The following is a 14,104-nucleotide window of genomic DNA, read 5'->3' as shown; positions in this document are numbered from 1 at the left end:
CGAGCTCCTGTGTCAAGTGTTGGCAGCAAGAGGCTGGAATGAAGCAGCGGATCAACATCGTAGAACTTGCCCGGCACTTGGGGCTGGCCGTGTCGACGGTCTCCAAGGCCATCAATGACCGCGGCGACGTGAGCGATGCGACGAAGCGGCGCGTGCTGGAAGCGGCGGAGAAGTTTGGCTTTTCTCCGGATCCGGCGGGGCGGCGGCTTCGCACGCAAACGTCCGAGACGATCGGCTTCGTGCTGTCGCCGCCGCAGACCCATTTTGCGCATCCGTTCTTCCTGGATCTGCTGATGGGGATCGACCAGAATCTCAGTCAGACCCCGTTTCAGCTCATCATCGTCGCAGGTCGAACGCTGGAGACGGAGCTCGATAGCTTCCGCCGCCTGGTCGAGCGGCAGCGGGTCGATGGCGTGATGTTCGGCCGCACGCGTCGCGACGACCCCCGGATCCGCTATCTCCAGGAGCGCAACGTGCCGTTTGTCGCGCTGGGCCGCAGCGAGACCGGCAAGCCGTTTCCCTTCGTGGATATCGACCGAACGGTCGCCGGCCGCAATGGAACGGCGCGTTTCATAGGGTTTGGACATCGCCGGATCGGGCTGTTGAGCACGCCGGGATACCTCATGATCAGCCATCTGCTGCAGGAAGGCTATCGCGCGGCCTTGAAGGCGGCGAAGCTGCCGTTCGATGCCGATCTCGTGGTCGAGACTGGCACCAGCGAGGAGGAGGGGCTGAACGGCGCCCGTCGGCTCCTTGCGCTGAGCGATCCGCCGACGGCGATCATGTGCGGTCACGACCTGATCGCCACCGGCGCGATGCAAGCGATCGCGGAGACGGGCAGGCGCCCAGGCGTCGATATTCCGGTGATCGGTTGCGACAACCACCCGCTCGGGCCCTATCTGAACCCGCCCCTGACCACGTTCTCCGCGCCGACATTCGAGGCAGGGCGCCGCATGGTCGATCTGCTTCTGGCCCTCATGGATGGCCGTTCGGCCAAGGAATTGCAGGAAATCTGGTCGCCCGAGCTGATTCTGCGCTCGTCTCACGGCAGCCAACTGGTCGCGGCCGGCGAAATCTGAAAGCTGACATCGGTCGCTTGACAAGCCGGGTTGCTGCGAACTAGTTTACGAAATCGTTTTCGTAAATCGGGAGTTTGCGATGTGGCCTCTGCGGAAAGTCGCGGTTCTTGCGTTTTCGATGCTTGTTGCGCTCGCCGGACGGGCCTCAGCCCAGGATCTTCGCATCGGGGCGATCTTCCCCCTGAGCGGCGCAAACGCCGATTACGGCGATCTCTACATGGGGGCAACTGAGCTTGCGGTCTCGCATCTCAACGACACAAAAGCCCTCGGCGGGAGGCTATCGATCGCCTACGAGGACAGCCAGGCGCTCCCGCAGCAGGGCGTGATCGCCATGAACAAGCTCGTGAACGTCGAGAAGGTGAGCTACGTGCTCTCGGCGTTCACCGGCGTGTCCAAGGCGATCTCGACCACCGCGACGCGGAGCCGCACGGTTGCCGTCAATGGCGGCGGGGTCGGCCCCGACCTTGCCGAGCTTGGTGAGTATTTCTGGAACGTCATCCCGCTCGCCAATTTCGAGGTGCGGGCAATGGCGCCCTATTTGGTGCGGAAGCGGGGATTGAAGCGGTTTGTCCTCGTCTATGTCGACGACCCGCTTGGCCAATCGATCAAGCGCGAACTCGAATCCAGCCTGCCTTCGCTCGGCGCAACCTTGGCCGAGGCGCTGTCGGTGTCGTCCAATGCCCAACAATTCAGCGGAGTGGCGGCGCGGGTGCGCGATGCCAAGCCGGACGTCGTCTACATCGCCTCGTTCGGCGCGCAGCAATCGCAGATCATCAAGCAATTGCGCGACAACGGCGTCACGCAACAGCTCGCCAGCTACTCGGGGTTTGCGATCCCTGCCATCGCCAGCCTTCCCGAAGCGAAAGGGGCGCTGTTCACGACGCAGCGGATCGACTGGAATTCCGACGATCCGGTGACAAGGCGCTTCACGCGGGAGTACCAGGCCAGGACCAGCCGGGCGCCGACCGCCTACGCCGCGAACTACTACAATGCCGTGCTCCTCTACGGGACCTTGGCGTCGACCTTGCAGAAGGCTGGCTTGCCGATCACGGGCGAAAATCTCCTGACGAAGCGGCGCGAGATCGGCGCGTTCGATCTGGTCGGCGGGCGTGTCACCTTCGAGAAGGACGGCACGATCCGATCGGCTATGCAGATCAACGAAGTGGCTGGCGAGCCGGCCGTCGTCGAGACCGTTGCGGTTCACTAGCTCTGGCGCCGGTGCGAGGACCCATGCTGCTACTCCAACTCATCATCAACGGGATTCAGGTCGGGGCGCTCTACGGCCTGACCGCGGTCGGCTTCTCGCTGATCTTCGGGGCCACGAAGATCTTCCACTTTGCTCACGGCGCGAGTTTCGCGATCAGCGCCTACGTATTCTACTATCTCTACGCGGTTCTCCTGGTCTGGTGGCCGTTCGCGATCCTTGCGGCCTGCATCCTGGTCGTGCTGTTCGGAGTTGTTCTGGACCGCTATGTCTACGGGCCGATCCAGAGCGCCGACGGATCGTTCTTCACGATCTTCGTCGGCTCCTTCGGCGTCGCCGTCGTCATTCAGAACCTGATCGGGACCGTATTCGGGCGCGGCTTCATTTCGGTGCCTTCGGCATTGAGCAGGAGCGTCGAGACATTGCCTGGGCTCTACGTGGCGCCGACTGCAGGGATTGCCGTCGTCACCGCGGTGGTGTGTTTCGTCGCGCTCCAGCTCTTTCTCGGCAGAACCAATATCGGGATCGCGCTTCGGGCTCTGTCCGAGAGCCCCGCGCTGGTGCGGACGTTTGGGTTGAATCCGAAGGCGGTGTCGACATGCGCGTTCGCGCTCGGCTCGCTGCTCGTGGTTCCCGCCGCGGTGCTCACCAGCATGACCTCGGGGCTGAATGCGGCAATCGGCGGCCGCGTGATGCTGATCAGCGTCGCCGCGACCATCGTTGGCGGCGTCGGCAGCCTGCGCGGAGCAGCCTGCGCGGGGCTGTTGCTGGGCATTGCGGAGAACCTGGCGCTGTGGCGGTTCGATCCGCAGTGGAGCGAGGCGGTCACGTTCCTCATCCTGTTCGCGTTCATCGTGCTGCGTCCGTCGGGCTTCTTCGGCCGCGTCGTGACTAGCTGAAGGATCTGTGTCGTGATCGCTTATCTCGTAAACCTTGCAACGCTGGTCTGCATCAACGCCATTCTGGCGATCACTCTGAATTTCATCATGGGATATGCAGGTATCTTCTCGCTGGCCCATGCGGTGTTTTTTGGCGTCGGCGCGTATGTCGCGGCATTCATTGCCTTGCAGTGGACGGACGCGCTGCTGCTTCAACTGCCGGCCGCGATGCTCATCGCCGGAACGATCTCGGCGGCGCTTGCCCTGCCTGCCCTGAGGGTGCGGGGCGACTACTTCGTGGCGGCCTCGCTCGGTTTCCAGGTTCTCGCCGCAACGGTGTTCTCGGAGTGGAAGTCCGTCACGGGCGGTATCGGCGGCCTGGTCGGCATCCCGCCAGCGAGTATCGCAGGACACGCGTTCAGCGATCCCGTCCAGTTCCTCGGCCTCGCCGGCGTGACATTGGCCCTGGTGGTCGTGCTGACCAGGGCGATCGTCCGTTCGAGCTTCGGTCGCAGCCTCAAGGCCATCAGGGACAGCGAATCGGCCGCGCTGGCGTTCGGCAAGAATGTCGCGCTGATCAAGACGCTCTCAGTGTTCTACTCAACCGCGGTCTGCGCCGTGGCGGGCGTTTTGTATGCCGACTATCTCAGCTTCATCAATGTCGAGAGCTTCACCATCGATGCCTCGACGCTGTTCATGGCGATGGTGATCGTCGGCGGCATCGGAACCGTGTGGGGACCGATCGTCGGCGCGGTTCTTCTCACGTTGCTGCCAGCCGCCTTGACCTATCTGCCGTTCCTCCCCCGCACCGAAATCGGATCCGTGCAGCAGATGGTCTATGGGCTGGCGATGGTCCTGCTGATGATCTTCAAGCCGGACGGCCTCATGGGCGCAAAGCGAGGGGAGGCCTGAGGTGCTGCAAGTGTCGAAAGCTCCAGGCTCCCCGGCGACGCTTCTCGAGATCGCCAATCTCACCAAGAGTTTCGACGGCGTGAAGGCGGTCGAGGATGTCTCGCTGCGTCTGCGCGAAGGGATCATCACCACGCTGGTCGGCCCGAACGGGGCAGGCAAGACCACGCTCTTCAACCTGATCACCGGACATCTGCGACCGACCTCGGGCGACATCCGCTGGCAGGACGAATCGATCGTAGGTACCGCACCGTGGAAGATCGCGCGCCTCGGCGTCGCCCGGACCTTCCAGGATCTGCGCCTGTTCTCGCACATGACGGTGTTCGAGAACGTGCTTACGGTGATGGAGAAGAGCGCCTGGTTCTGGCAATCCGAGGCCGGCAGCGGCGCGGAGCGCCACCAGCGCGTCCACGAGATCCTCGAGGCTACCGGCTTGCAGCACAACGCCGGCGTGCGCGCGAACGATCTCGCCTATGCGGAGCGCAAGTTCCTCAGCATGGCGCGGATCATGGCCACGAAGGCCAAAATGTGGCTTCTCGACGAACCGGCATCCGGGCTCGATCCGAGATCCTACGAGCGCTTCGTGACGCTGCTGCGCGGCGAGGTTCGCCGCGGCATCACGATCTGCATCATCGAGCACAACCTCGAGATCGTCGTCAGCATCTCCGACCGGATCAGCTTCCTCGATCAGGGGCGGCTTCTCGCCGACGGCGAACCCGAGGAGATTCTCGGAAATCCGGAGTTGTCATCCATCTATTTCGGCGAGCGCAACTCATGACCGATGCTCTCATCAGCGTTGACAATCTCCGGGTCGGCTACGGCGGCCGCGTCGTCCTCGACGATATCAGCCTTCAGATCCGAAAGAACGAGGTGCTTTGCCTGGTCGGTCACAACGGCGCCGGCAAGTCGACCTTGATGAATGCGCTGTTCGGCGTGGTCACACGCCAGGGCGGCGAGATCTCGGTGGACGGCCAGCGCCTGCATCAACCGGAACCGAAGAAGATGGCGGCCCTGGGCATTGGCCTTGTGCCCGAAGGCCGCGGAATTTTTCCGGGCCTCACCGTCGATGAAATCTTCCAGCTCGCGATGTGGGCAACCGGCGTGCCGCAGCGGGAACGGCCCGAGCGGATCGAGTGGGTGATGTCGATCCTGCCCCGCATCAAGACATTCCACGCCCGCCGCGCGGGCACGCTGTCGGGTGGACAGCAGCAGATGGTCAGCATCGCGCGCGCCCTGCTGAGCCGTCCCCGCTGCCTCCTGATGGACGAGCCGTCGATCGGACTGGCGCCGAAGCTTTTCCAGGACCTGCTCCAGCCCATCCGGCAACTTCAGCAGCAGCTCGGGCTGTCGATCCTGCTAGTAGAGCAGAATGTGAAAGAAGCGTTCAAGATATCGGATCGCGTGCTGGTGATGCGCTCCGGCGCGATCATCCACGAGACCAGTCCCGAAGCATTGGCGGACAACAAGGTCCTGATGCAGTTCTACTGAACTGAAGACCGACATCGAAGGCAGCACCATGCAGCAGAGTATCATATTCGCAAACAGTGAGCGGTTGCGTCCGCCCGCTGGTCATTATTCCCACACCTGCACGGCCGCCGGCCTCGTGTTCGTGTCCGGGCAGCTTCCGGTCGACGTGAATGGCAGGCCAATGACCGACCGGCCGTTCGCGCAGCAAGCCGAGCAGGTGCTCGCCAATCTCGATGCCTGCCTGGAAGCTGCCGCGACCAACCGAAGCCGGCTCGTCCAGGTGCGCATTTACGTGACCGACATGAACTCCTGGCCGGTCTTCAACCAGATCTATGCCGATTGGATCGGCGACATCCGGCCCGCGAGGGTGGTTGCCGGCGTGGCGTCCCTTCATTTCGGATTGCTGGTGGAGATCGAAGCCGTCGCGCTTGCTTCGGCCTGAACGGCAGGCGCACTCGACAGCAATAACGCACAACACGGAGGAAAGCATGATGCCCACGCGGCGCTCCATGATACTCGGCTTGCTCGGCACGGCCGCAGTCCAACCATCGCGTGTCTTCGCGCAAGGTGGCGCAGCACCGATCAAGATCCGCGTCGCTTCGGTGATCTCGTCGGCCTGGCTTCCGCTCTGGGTTGCGAAGGACAAGGGCATCTTTCTGGAAAAGGGGCTCGACGTCGAAATCATGTCGGTCCAGAACCTCTCCACGACGATCGGTGCGCTCGGCCGCCAGCTGGACATTTCGGGTGCCACCGCAATCGATATCGTGAAGGCGGCAGCCAGCGGCCTCGATGTCGTCGGCGTGTGCGGCAATACGCTTGAGACCGCCGCCAACCGGCAGATGCGCCTCATCGCCGGCAAACAGTCCGGCGTCACCTCGATCGGCCAGCTGATCGGCAAGACGATCGGGACGCCGTCGATCAACGGCGTCGTCCACATCGCAACTCTGCTTGCGCTCAAGCGCGGCGGGGTGGATGCGAAAGGCGTTCGCTTCATCGAGATGATGTTCCCGAACATGGTGGACCAGCTCAAGGCGCAACGTATCGACGCAGTCGAAGAGGTTGAGCCGTTCGTCAGCGCGCTCAACAAGGCGGGCCACGTCGACCTTGGCGATCCGATGCTACAGGTCGGCGATCCCGTTACGCTGACCAGTTGGATGGCGAACGGCACCTGGGCGCGGGCCAATCCCGAAGCGATCGCGCGGTATGTCGCCGCCCTCGAAGAGGCGAGAGCATATATCGCAGCTCACGAGGTCGAAGCGCGCGAGGTCCTCGCCAAATGGACCCGGCTGCCGAAGGACGTGATTGAGAACATCGTGCTGCCGACGTACAGCACAGCTCTGACGGCAACGCACATCTCGGCGTGGATCGAGGCGATGCGGGAGACCGGGCAACTCTCCGCAGAATTGAACCCATCCAGCCTCGTGCTGAAGTGACCCCGGACGGCTGGCGGCGATCATGACAACCCAACCCAGTTTTCAGTGCGAGAGCCTTTGCATCGATCTGCCCGGTGCGCCGGGTGTTCGCCGCATCATTGAGGATCTCGATCTAGTGGTCAGACGAGGCGAGTTCGTCTCGATCCTCGGCGGCTCCGGCACTGGAAAGACCACCCTTTTGCGGACGCTGGCCGGGCTGACGCCCTACAGCTCCGGTCGTGCCGCTTACGAGGGACGGGAGGTCCGATCACCGGTGCCCGGCATGGCCATGGTGTTCCAGGACTACGGGCACGCCCTGTTGATGTGGCGAACCGTGCGAAGAAACGTCGCGCTCGGCGTGGAAGGGCGCCTGCGCGACGCTGAGCTCGATAACAAGGTTCAGAATGCCATCCGCATGGTCGGCCTCGACCGGTTCAAGGATGAATACCCGTGGCGGCTGTCGGGCGGCATGCAGCAGCGGGTGCAGATCGCCCGGGCGCTTGCCATGGAGCCGAGCGCGCTGTTGATGGACGAGCCGTTCGGCGCGCTGGACGCGATGACGAAGGCCTCGCTCCAGGACCAGCTTCTGGCGGTCCAGGCCGAAACCGGCGCGACCGTGCTGTTCGTAACCCATGATATCGAGGAGGCGATCTATCTCAGCGATACGATCATTCTCCTGAAAGGCAGTCCGGCCCACATCGCGCGGCGCATCCGCGTCGACCTGCCGCGGCCGCGCGACCAGATCGAGACCAAGGAGCTTCCCGAATATCTCCGGCTGCGTCATCAGCTCTACGAGGCGTTTCGCCATGAGATCCATGCTTAGACGCTCAAGGGGCGCGCTCAACCCGTCTGCGCTCGCGACCGCTTTGGTTCTTCTCGCGGCGTGGGAAGTCGGCGTCAGGGCTGCCGCGACCCGGTTCGAATTCCTGCCGGCGCCGACGGAGATCGCCCAGGCGCTCTACGGCGCGATCCGATCCGGCCAGATCATCGCCGATTCCGTGCACACCATCGCCTGCGCGCTGGCCGGATGGGCGATCGCGAGCGTGCTTGGCGCGGCCATAGGCCTCGCACTCGCGTTCTCGCCGATCGTCCATCGCTTCTTCGGCGCATCGCTCGAGCTGCTCCGGCCCTTGCCGGCCGTGGCGTTCGTTCCGGTTGCGGTTCTGCTGTTCGGTTTCACCGTCACCACGGAAATCGCCGTGATCGTCTTCGCGAGCGTGTGGCCGGTCATCGTCAACGCCGTCGCTGGGGCGAAGGCGATTCACCCGAGGCTGCTCGATACGGCCGCGACGCTGCATCTGTCGCGAACACAGCGGCTCGGTAAGGTCATCCTTCCCGCAGTATTGCCGGCGACCATGGTCGGCGCGCGCGTCGCGCTCGGGCTCGCACTCGTCGTCGCTGTTATCGCGGAGATGGTCGGCAATCCGGCCGGGCTTGGCTGGGGGCTGGTGACCGCGCAGGAGGCCCTCCAGCCGGGCCTGATGTTTGGCTATCTGGTTGCGACGGGCACGCTCGGCGTTCTCCTCAACGCGTGCCTGCGACTGACCTTCGCGCGGCTGTTTCCCGGCATTCGGGAGCTTCAGCAATCATGATCGCAACCAACGCGCCCGCACAAGCCATTGCCGCTGGCAGGGGACGCCGATGGGCTATCCATGCGGCGGCCAACACATGGTCGGCCCTGCAAGGGTTGCTGCCGCTGATCGTCTTGCTGTTGCTCTGGCAGGTGCTGGGCGATCCGCGTTCACCGTATTTTCCGCCGCCGTCGACGTGGGCGGCCGCCCTGATTGACCGGACCAGCGCGGGAGATCTTGCTCCCGCGGTGCTGGCGACGTTCCAGTCGGTCGCCGCGGCCCTCGTTCTTGCCACGGGACTGGGCGTCGGCATCGGCGGGCTGATCGGCGCCTCACCGGCTCTGGAGCGGTGTCTCGGGCCGACGCTGGAATTCTTGCGCACGTTGCCGCCGCCCACCATCGTGCCGGTGGCGGCCTTGCTCATCGGCGTCAATCAAGAGATGAAGCTGTCCGTGATCGTATTCGCGGCGCTCTGGCCGGTTCTGCTCAATACCACCTCCGGCGTGCGGTCGCTGCATCCGACCTTGCTCGAGGTTGCGCGATCGCTCCAGCTCGGTGCGATCGCGCAGGTGACGAAGATTTTCCTGCCGGCGCTGCTGCCGTCGATCCTGACGGGCGTGCGCGTCGCCGCGCCGCTGGCGATCATCGTATCGCTGCTCGCGGAGATGCTGACACTGATGCCGGGGCTCGGCGCGCTGCTGCTGATGGCGCAGCGCAATTTCAACGCGGCCGAGGTCTTCGGCCTGCTGGCGGTCGTCGGCTCGTTCGGCTTCATCATCAACGCGGTGCTTGCCGCGTTCGAATCCTGGGCCTTGATGCCTCAGGGGCGGTCCTAAGGGAAACAGATCATGTCCATCGACTTTGAGCGAAAGGGCGCTGTCGCCCTCGTCACGATCAACCGGCCTGACGCCATGAACGCCCTCGATGTCGAGCACGATCGTGCGCTCGCCGAGGTCTGGAAGGAGTTCGAGGCGGACCCGAATTTGCTGGTTGCTGTCCTGACCGGCGCGGGCGGCCGTGCCTTCTGTTCCGGCGGCGATCTGAAGACGTATATGCCGTGGCGTCGCGAGCACGCCCTGCATGGCACGGAAAGCACCATCAGTTTCGGCGGCATGACGCTCGCTGGCGAGATCACCAAGCCGGTCATCGCTGCGATCCAGGGTCATTGCATCGCCGGCGGGCTAGAGCTGGCGATGGCGTGCGACATTCGCGTCTGCACGCCGGACTCGCGGTTTGGCCTGGCGGAGGTGCGGTGGGGTGTGCTGCCGGGCGGCGGCGGTACCCAGCGGTTGCCGCGGCTCGTCCCCATGGGCTGCGCCCTGGAGATGATCCTGACCGGTGAGCCGATCGATGCGCAGCGCGCCGAGCGGATCGGCCTCGTGAACCGCGTGGTCACTGCCGACGCGCTACTCGATAGCGCCTTTGCGGTAGCCAAGCGCATCGCGGCGAACGGGCCGCTCGCAGTCAAGGCCGCGAAGCGAGCCGTCCAGTACGGATTGGACGGCTCGCTGGAGGAAGGGTTGGTTCTGGAAGGCGCTCTGCAAAGGCAACTGCTTCAAACGGCCGATGCGGAAGAGGGGCTTCGTGCCTTCGCCGAACGGCGGCCTCCGGCCTTTGCCAACGCCACAGCAGCTGAAAAGTAGACGACATCAAAGGAAGGTTCAGTCTCATGTCGACGTCACAGGAAAACAGACCGCGATTTTCACCAGCCCGCCGCGTCTCGCTCGGACCGAGTGGAGATCTGCTGTTCTTGTCAGGAAGCCTTTGCGTCGATGAGGACGCACGCGATAACATCGAGCTCCAGACGCGCAGGATCTTCGAGCGCATCGCGCGCGTGCTGGGCAAGTATGGCGCCTCGCTGTCGGATATCGTGAAGACCACGGCCTTTCTGGCCGATCTCGCCGACTATGACGGCTTCAACCGGGCTCGCGTCGAAATATTCATGGACGCCAGGGAGCCGCCGGCCAGCACCGCCATCGGAGCCGGATCTCTCCTTGGTATCGGCACGCGCGTGGAGATCGAGGCGGTGGCATTCGTGCCGTCTCGATGACGCACCGAGACCGAGTCAGCATATACGCTGAGGCCATTTTCTTGTTGCAGGCTAATTGGACAGGACCCAAGCCACATCTTGAGGCCTCTCCGGCCGTCCTCGCCCGGCTCAAGATCAAATTGGCTGTTGTTGGAGCCGAAACCTCCGCATTTGGCGGTTGGTCCAATGGTAGGCCTTGGTCCAGTAGGTCGAAAAGTCCGTTATCTTTCAATGGGGATTGACACACTCTCTCCGCTCCACTGCTTGTCCAATAAACCAGTCGCCGTGCAAGCCGTAGGACGTATCTTGCACAGCATGCATAGCCCAAGCCGCTTGAGGCCGGAGCGGGGGGCGGCTTCGCGATTTGAACGTTAGACGATCCATGTCGACGTCCGAGGTCGCTGTCGCGTCCGCATCCGTTCCGCAGGTATCTTCGACCATGATACCTGCATCATCGCGAAGTACGCATCGTCGTCGCGGTCGTGGTACCTGGTTTCCAATGAGACGCGGTCGACGGGGGAAGCTCATCCGCTGCTCACCAACCAATCTTGCACTACTCCAGGTGTTTTCCGACGACCGCTTAGATGCTTCCGGTTGGCTTAAGGCCGGTTCAAGCTTCGCGAAAGACTAGCTGTCGCTCTTGGGCGATATGAGCCTGCGCGGTCATTGCCAAGCCGGTGGCGTTCGATCAAAATTGCTGCGCTAAAACAAAGAAAATCCGGAGGAAGCCAATGTCCATTCGCGTCACCGCGCTGATCGGCGCGGCGTTCGTTTTGTTTGCTCAGCAGGCTCTGGCTGAGAAAAAGTATGGTCCCGGTGTCAGCGATAGCGAGATCAAGGTTGGGCAGACGATCGCCTACAGCGGACCCGCCTCGGCCTATGGGGTGCTCGGCAAGACCGAAGCGGCCTACTTCAAGTGGTTGAACGACACCAAGGGCGGTATCAACGGCCGCAAGATCACTTTCATCAGCCGGGACGACGGCTATTCGCCGCCGAAAGCGGTCGAGAACGTTCGGAGCCTGGTCGAGGGTGACGAGGTCGCGTTGATCTTCGGCGTACTCGGCACGCCGTTGAACATGGCGATCCGTCCTTATCTCAATAAGCAGGGCGTGCCGCAACTGTTTCCGGCCGCAGGCTCGTCGGCGCTCAACGACCCCGAGCATTTTCACTGGACGATGGGGTGGCAGCCCAACCTCCACGACGAAGCGAAATTCTATGCCAGCAGCCTGCTAGCCCATAACCCCCATCCGAAAATCGGAATCCTCTATCAGAACGACGATTTCGGCAAGGACTTGATCGCCGGCCTCAAGGACGGGCTTGGGCCGGACGCCGACAAGATGATTGTCAGCGTCCAGGGTTTCCAGCCGACCGATCCAACCATCGACAGTCAGATGGTGATCCTGCAGAACGCGGGCGCTGATGCCCTTTTTCTCTTCACGTACGCGAAGCAGGCGGCGCAGGCGATCAGCAAGATGTGGGATCTGAAGTGGAAGCCGGAGACTTTCCTGCATCTTGGAGCGGCTTCAATCGGAGCGACTTTCAAGCCTGCGGGGATCGATAAATCGGTGGGCATCATGACCGCGGGGTTTATCAAGGATGCCACCGATCCCCGTTGGGCCAACGATCCTGATATCGTTGCGTGGAGGGCCTGGATGAAGGAGAACATGCCTGGCACCGATACCAACGACAGCTTGACCGTGGCCGGCTATGCCGTAGCTCAAACATTGGAGCAGGTGCTGCGCCAGTGCGGCGACGACCTGACCCGGGAGAACATCATGAAGCAGGCCGCGAACCTGAAGAACTTCCGCCTTGGCTTACTGCTGCCCGGCAGCCTGATCAACACAAGCCCGACGGACTATCGCGTGGTGACATACGTGGTACTGCAGAAGTTCAACGGCACCAGTTGGGACGAGGTGAAGTAGGGGAAACATGAAAGATGGCCGCGCATTGCTCGCGGTCATCTATCAAATGCCGATCCGGGATCATCTGCGGGGTCGATGTCGCTCAATGGGAAGGTGACCTTATTTTGCTTCGAGCCGCTGAAGCTGCTCGACCAGAACGAAGCACCCTTCGTCGGGTTTTACGAGAATGCGAGCCTGTTGTCCGATTTCCAGAAACTCCCGCGCGTCGGAAAAACGCATGCCGGGAGGCAGGAGTCTGAGGCTAATCAGCTCGGCTGCAATGGTAATATTGGCGCTCCAAGTCTTGATCGGTCCGGAGCCCGAGCGCATCCTGGGCGGTACGCCGCCGATGCGTGACTGTCCGGCGAGCCGTCGTGGTGAGGGTAGGCCATGTCTCTTGTTTCCAGCGAGGATCGCGGCGCGGTCCGTGTTATCACCTATGCCAACGCCCCGTTCGGCACCATGACGGTCGCCGGGGCGGCCGAGATGTTCGATGCGGTCACCGCTGCAGGGATAGCCCCATCGGTACGAGTCATTGTCATTACAGGGGGCTTACCTGGCATCTTCATCCGTCACTACGACGTTGAAGAGCTCTCTGAGGCCGCAGATGCGATTGAGCGCGGTGCGCCTCGCGCCCCGCCGTCGCCTGGTCCTCGACCACCTGGTTTCTACGCGCTGACGGATGCGATTGCAGCCGTCGACAAGCCGGTCATTGCGGCTATCAATGGCCTGTGCATGGGGGGAGGCTTCGAGCTTTCGCTGGCATGCGACCTGCGTATCGCCGGAAGCACCGTCACGGCGATCGGGCTACCGGAGACGCGCATCGGTATCTTTCCTGGTGGTGGCGGTACACAGCGCTTGCCCAGGATTGTCGGAGAGGCGAGGGCGCTCGAGATGATCCTCTGTGGCCTGACCGTGACAGGACCGCGGGCGCACGAAATCGGAATTGTGCATGAGGTCGTCGCCGATCCGCTCGCGCGTTCCCTTGAGATCGGGGCTGAGCTGTCGAGCCGAGGTGCCGAGGGCCTGGCCTTCGCCAAGCGCCTTACCCGGTCTGCCCTCGACCGTCCGTTGGCCGAAGGCCTGGCTGACGAGCGCAAAAGCTTCTCCACCGTCATGAAGACAGCCTCAGCTCGGGAAGGCCTGCGGGCCGGCCGGCCACCGGCCGAAATCCAGAAGCTCTAGTGTCACACGGCTTTCCTTGAGGTAGGCGCAGCGAGCGCTCTATTCAGCGCAAGAGCTTCAAATTGCCCGTCAGCGACCGAACCCATTTTTCCGGCCCGTAGAAGCCCAGGCCGTCAATAGTCTCGTTCGAGAATGAGCGCAGCGGAAATTCGGCGAGATAATCCTCAAAGCGATGCAGCCCCCTGGCGAATTGCGGAAAAGGTACCAAAACGGCGCCGCTCGCCAATGGCTGTGCGCGCATCAGCAGTGAGGACAGCGCTCCGGCCGTCGCTTGCAGAATTGGTACTGGACGGTTCGCACTGGTCCGGACAGTGAGCCCGTTGCCGTCGGTCAGGAAGTTTCCTCCAAGGTCCGGCTCTGCGGCGCCGAGACCGATGCTCAAGGCCGCAACTGTGTTCGCAATCAACCCAAGCGGCAAGGCTGGATTCACAATAATGGCGATGCGCGCGCTGACGGTATTCATTCGGAA

17 protein-coding genes are annotated in these 14,104 nt (G+C 62.9%); 16 read left to right on the top strand and 1 reads right to left on the bottom strand.

The genetic code is table 11. The annotated features are described in order from the left end of the window. Positions 1-38 precede the first annotated feature (38 nt). The 16 genes from BraRD5C2_RS26610 (at position 39) to BraRD5C2_RS26535 (ending at position 13,635) form a co-directional block, all read left to right on the top strand. Positions 39-1,079, top strand: a complete 1,041-nt coding sequence (locus BraRD5C2_RS26610; RefSeq protein WP_223973561.1) for a LacI family DNA-binding transcriptional regulator — start codon at positions 39-41, stop codon at positions 1,077-1,079. A 79-nt stretch (positions 1,080-1,158) separates the two neighbouring features. After that, positions 1,159-2,286, top strand: coding sequence for an ABC transporter substrate-binding protein (locus BraRD5C2_RS26605; protein ID WP_223973559.1), 1,128 nt, complete (start codon positions 1,159-1,161; stop codon positions 2,284-2,286). Between the two features lie 23 nt (positions 2,287-2,309). Further along, on the top strand, positions 2,310-3,182 hold the full coding sequence (locus tag BraRD5C2_RS26600; RefSeq protein WP_223973557.1) for a branched-chain amino acid ABC transporter permease: 873 nt from the start codon (positions 2,310-2,312) through the stop codon (positions 3,180-3,182). Between the two features lie 12 nt (positions 3,183-3,194). Further along, entirely contained in the window at positions 3,195-4,073 is an 879-nt protein-coding gene (locus BraRD5C2_RS26595) for a branched-chain amino acid ABC transporter permease (protein ID WP_223973555.1), read from the top strand. Positions 4,074-4,083: 10 nt separating this feature from the next. Next, positions 4,084-4,848, top strand: a complete 765-nt coding sequence (locus tag BraRD5C2_RS26590) for an ABC transporter ATP-binding protein (RefSeq protein WP_223973553.1) — start codon at positions 4,084-4,086, stop codon at positions 4,846-4,848. Beyond that, positions 4,845-5,558, top strand: a complete 714-nt coding sequence (locus BraRD5C2_RS26585; protein ID WP_223973551.1) for an ABC transporter ATP-binding protein — start codon at positions 4,845-4,847, stop codon at positions 5,556-5,558. The genes BraRD5C2_RS26590 and BraRD5C2_RS26585 overlap by 4 nt, the downstream gene beginning before the upstream one ends. Positions 5,559-5,586: 28 nt before the next feature. Then, the gene (locus BraRD5C2_RS26580; protein ID WP_223973549.1) at positions 5,587-5,979 is read left to right on the top strand and encodes a RidA family protein; all 393 of its coding nucleotides are present in this window, start codon (positions 5,587-5,589) and stop codon (positions 5,977-5,979) included. A 46-nt stretch (positions 5,980-6,025) separates the two neighbouring features. Beyond that, positions 6,026-6,970, top strand: a complete 945-nt coding sequence (locus tag BraRD5C2_RS26575) for an ABC transporter substrate-binding protein (RefSeq protein ID WP_223973547.1) — start codon at positions 6,026-6,028, stop codon at positions 6,968-6,970. 22 nt (positions 6,971-6,992) lie between these two features. Continuing rightward, complete coding sequence (locus BraRD5C2_RS26570; RefSeq protein WP_223973545.1) at positions 6,993-7,772, top strand: ABC transporter ATP-binding protein; 780 nt, start codon at positions 6,993-6,995, stop codon at positions 7,770-7,772. Then, positions 7,765-8,541 carry an ABC transporter permease gene (locus BraRD5C2_RS26565; RefSeq protein ID WP_223973543.1) on the top strand — a complete coding sequence of 259 codons (777 nt, stop codon included), beginning with the start codon at positions 7,765-7,767 and terminating at the stop codon, positions 8,539-8,541. The genes BraRD5C2_RS26570 and BraRD5C2_RS26565 overlap by 8 nt, the downstream gene beginning before the upstream one ends. Positions 8,542-8,636: 95 nt before the next feature. Continuing rightward, positions 8,637-9,356 (top strand): ABC transporter permease, encoded by a 720-nt coding sequence (locus tag BraRD5C2_RS26560; RefSeq protein WP_223973541.1) that lies wholly within the window; start codon positions 8,637-8,639, stop codon positions 9,354-9,356. A gap of 12 nt (positions 9,357-9,368) precedes the next feature. Next, positions 9,369-10,163, top strand: a complete 795-nt coding sequence (locus BraRD5C2_RS26555; RefSeq protein ID WP_223973539.1) for an enoyl-CoA hydratase/isomerase family protein — start codon at positions 9,369-9,371, stop codon at positions 10,161-10,163. A 26-nt stretch (positions 10,164-10,189) separates the two neighbouring features. Beyond that, complete coding sequence (locus BraRD5C2_RS26550; protein WP_223973537.1) at positions 10,190-10,570, top strand: RidA family protein; 381 nt, start codon at positions 10,190-10,192, stop codon at positions 10,568-10,570. A gap of 710 nt (positions 10,571-11,280) precedes the next feature. Beyond that, positions 11,281-12,471, top strand: coding sequence for an ABC transporter substrate-binding protein (locus tag BraRD5C2_RS26545; protein ID WP_223973535.1), 1,191 nt, complete (start codon positions 11,281-11,283; stop codon positions 12,469-12,471). Positions 12,472-12,546: 75 nt separating this feature from the next. Beyond that, positions 12,547-12,807: a hypothetical protein gene (locus BraRD5C2_RS26540; RefSeq protein WP_223973527.1), complete on the top strand. Its 261-nt coding sequence runs from the start codon at positions 12,547-12,549 to the stop codon at positions 12,805-12,807. A 33-nt stretch (positions 12,808-12,840) separates the two neighbouring features. Next, entirely contained in the window at positions 12,841-13,635 is a 795-nt protein-coding gene (locus BraRD5C2_RS26535) for an enoyl-CoA hydratase/isomerase family protein (protein ID WP_223973525.1), read from the top strand. 43 nt (positions 13,636-13,678) lie between these two features. On the opposite strand, the gene BraRD5C2_RS26530 is transcribed toward BraRD5C2_RS26535, so the two are convergent. Then, on the bottom strand, positions 13,679-14,098 hold the full coding sequence (locus tag BraRD5C2_RS26530; RefSeq protein ID WP_223973523.1) for a DUF2000 domain-containing protein: 420 nt from the start codon (positions 14,096-14,098) through the stop codon (positions 13,679-13,681). Positions 14,099-14,104: the final 6 nt, after the last annotated feature.

Origin of the sequence: Bradyrhizobium sp. RD5-C2, from assembly GCF_019972155.1 — a bacterium.
Taxonomy (GTDB): domain Bacteria; phylum Pseudomonadota; class Alphaproteobacteria; order Rhizobiales; family Xanthobacteraceae; genus Bradyrhizobium.
Note: the sequence above shows the minus strand (reverse complement) of the source record. Positions and strands in the feature narration are given on the sequence as shown.

Bases quoted from the DNA above. Each gene is read 5' to 3' on its own strand.
- BraRD5C2_RS26600 (WP_223973557.1), top strand. From the start codon at position 2,310: ATGCTGCTACTCCAACTCATCATCAACGGGATTCAGGTCGGGGCGCTC.
- BraRD5C2_RS26585 (WP_223973551.1), top strand. From the start codon at position 4,845: ATGACCGATGCTCTCATCAGCGTTGACAATCTCCGGGTCGGCTACGGC.
- BraRD5C2_RS26535 (WP_223973525.1), top strand. From the start codon at position 12,841: ATGTCTCTTGTTTCCAGCGAGGATCGCGGCGCGGTCCGTGTTATCACC.
- BraRD5C2_RS26575 (WP_223973547.1), top strand. From the start codon at position 6,026: ATGATGCCCACGCGGCGCTCCATGATACTCGGCTTGCTCGGCACGGCC.
- BraRD5C2_RS26610 (WP_223973561.1), top strand. From the start codon at position 39: ATGAAGCAGCGGATCAACATCGTAGAACTTGCCCGGCACTTGGGGCTG.
- BraRD5C2_RS26545 (WP_223973535.1), top strand. From the start codon at position 11,281: ATGTCCATTCGCGTCACCGCGCTGATCGGCGCGGCGTTCGTTTTGTTT.
- BraRD5C2_RS26580 (WP_223973549.1), top strand. From the start codon at position 5,587: ATGCAGCAGAGTATCATATTCGCAAACAGTGAGCGGTTGCGTCCGCCC.
- BraRD5C2_RS26550 (WP_223973537.1), top strand. From the start codon at position 10,190: ATGTCGACGTCACAGGAAAACAGACCGCGATTTTCACCAGCCCGCCGC.
- BraRD5C2_RS26605 (WP_223973559.1), top strand. From the start codon at position 1,159: ATGTGGCCTCTGCGGAAAGTCGCGGTTCTTGCGTTTTCGATGCTTGTT.
- BraRD5C2_RS26540 (WP_223973527.1), top strand. From the start codon at position 12,547: ATGTCGCTCAATGGGAAGGTGACCTTATTTTGCTTCGAGCCGCTGAAG.
- BraRD5C2_RS26565 (WP_223973543.1), top strand. From the start codon at position 7,765: ATGCTTAGACGCTCAAGGGGCGCGCTCAACCCGTCTGCGCTCGCGACC.
- BraRD5C2_RS26570 (WP_223973545.1), top strand. From the start codon at position 6,993: ATGACAACCCAACCCAGTTTTCAGTGCGAGAGCCTTTGCATCGATCTG.
- BraRD5C2_RS26530 (WP_223973523.1), bottom strand. From the start codon at position 14,098: ATGAATACCGTCAGCGCGCGCATCGCCATTATTGTGAATCCAGCCTTG.
- BraRD5C2_RS26555 (WP_223973539.1), top strand. From the start codon at position 9,369: ATGTCCATCGACTTTGAGCGAAAGGGCGCTGTCGCCCTCGTCACGATC.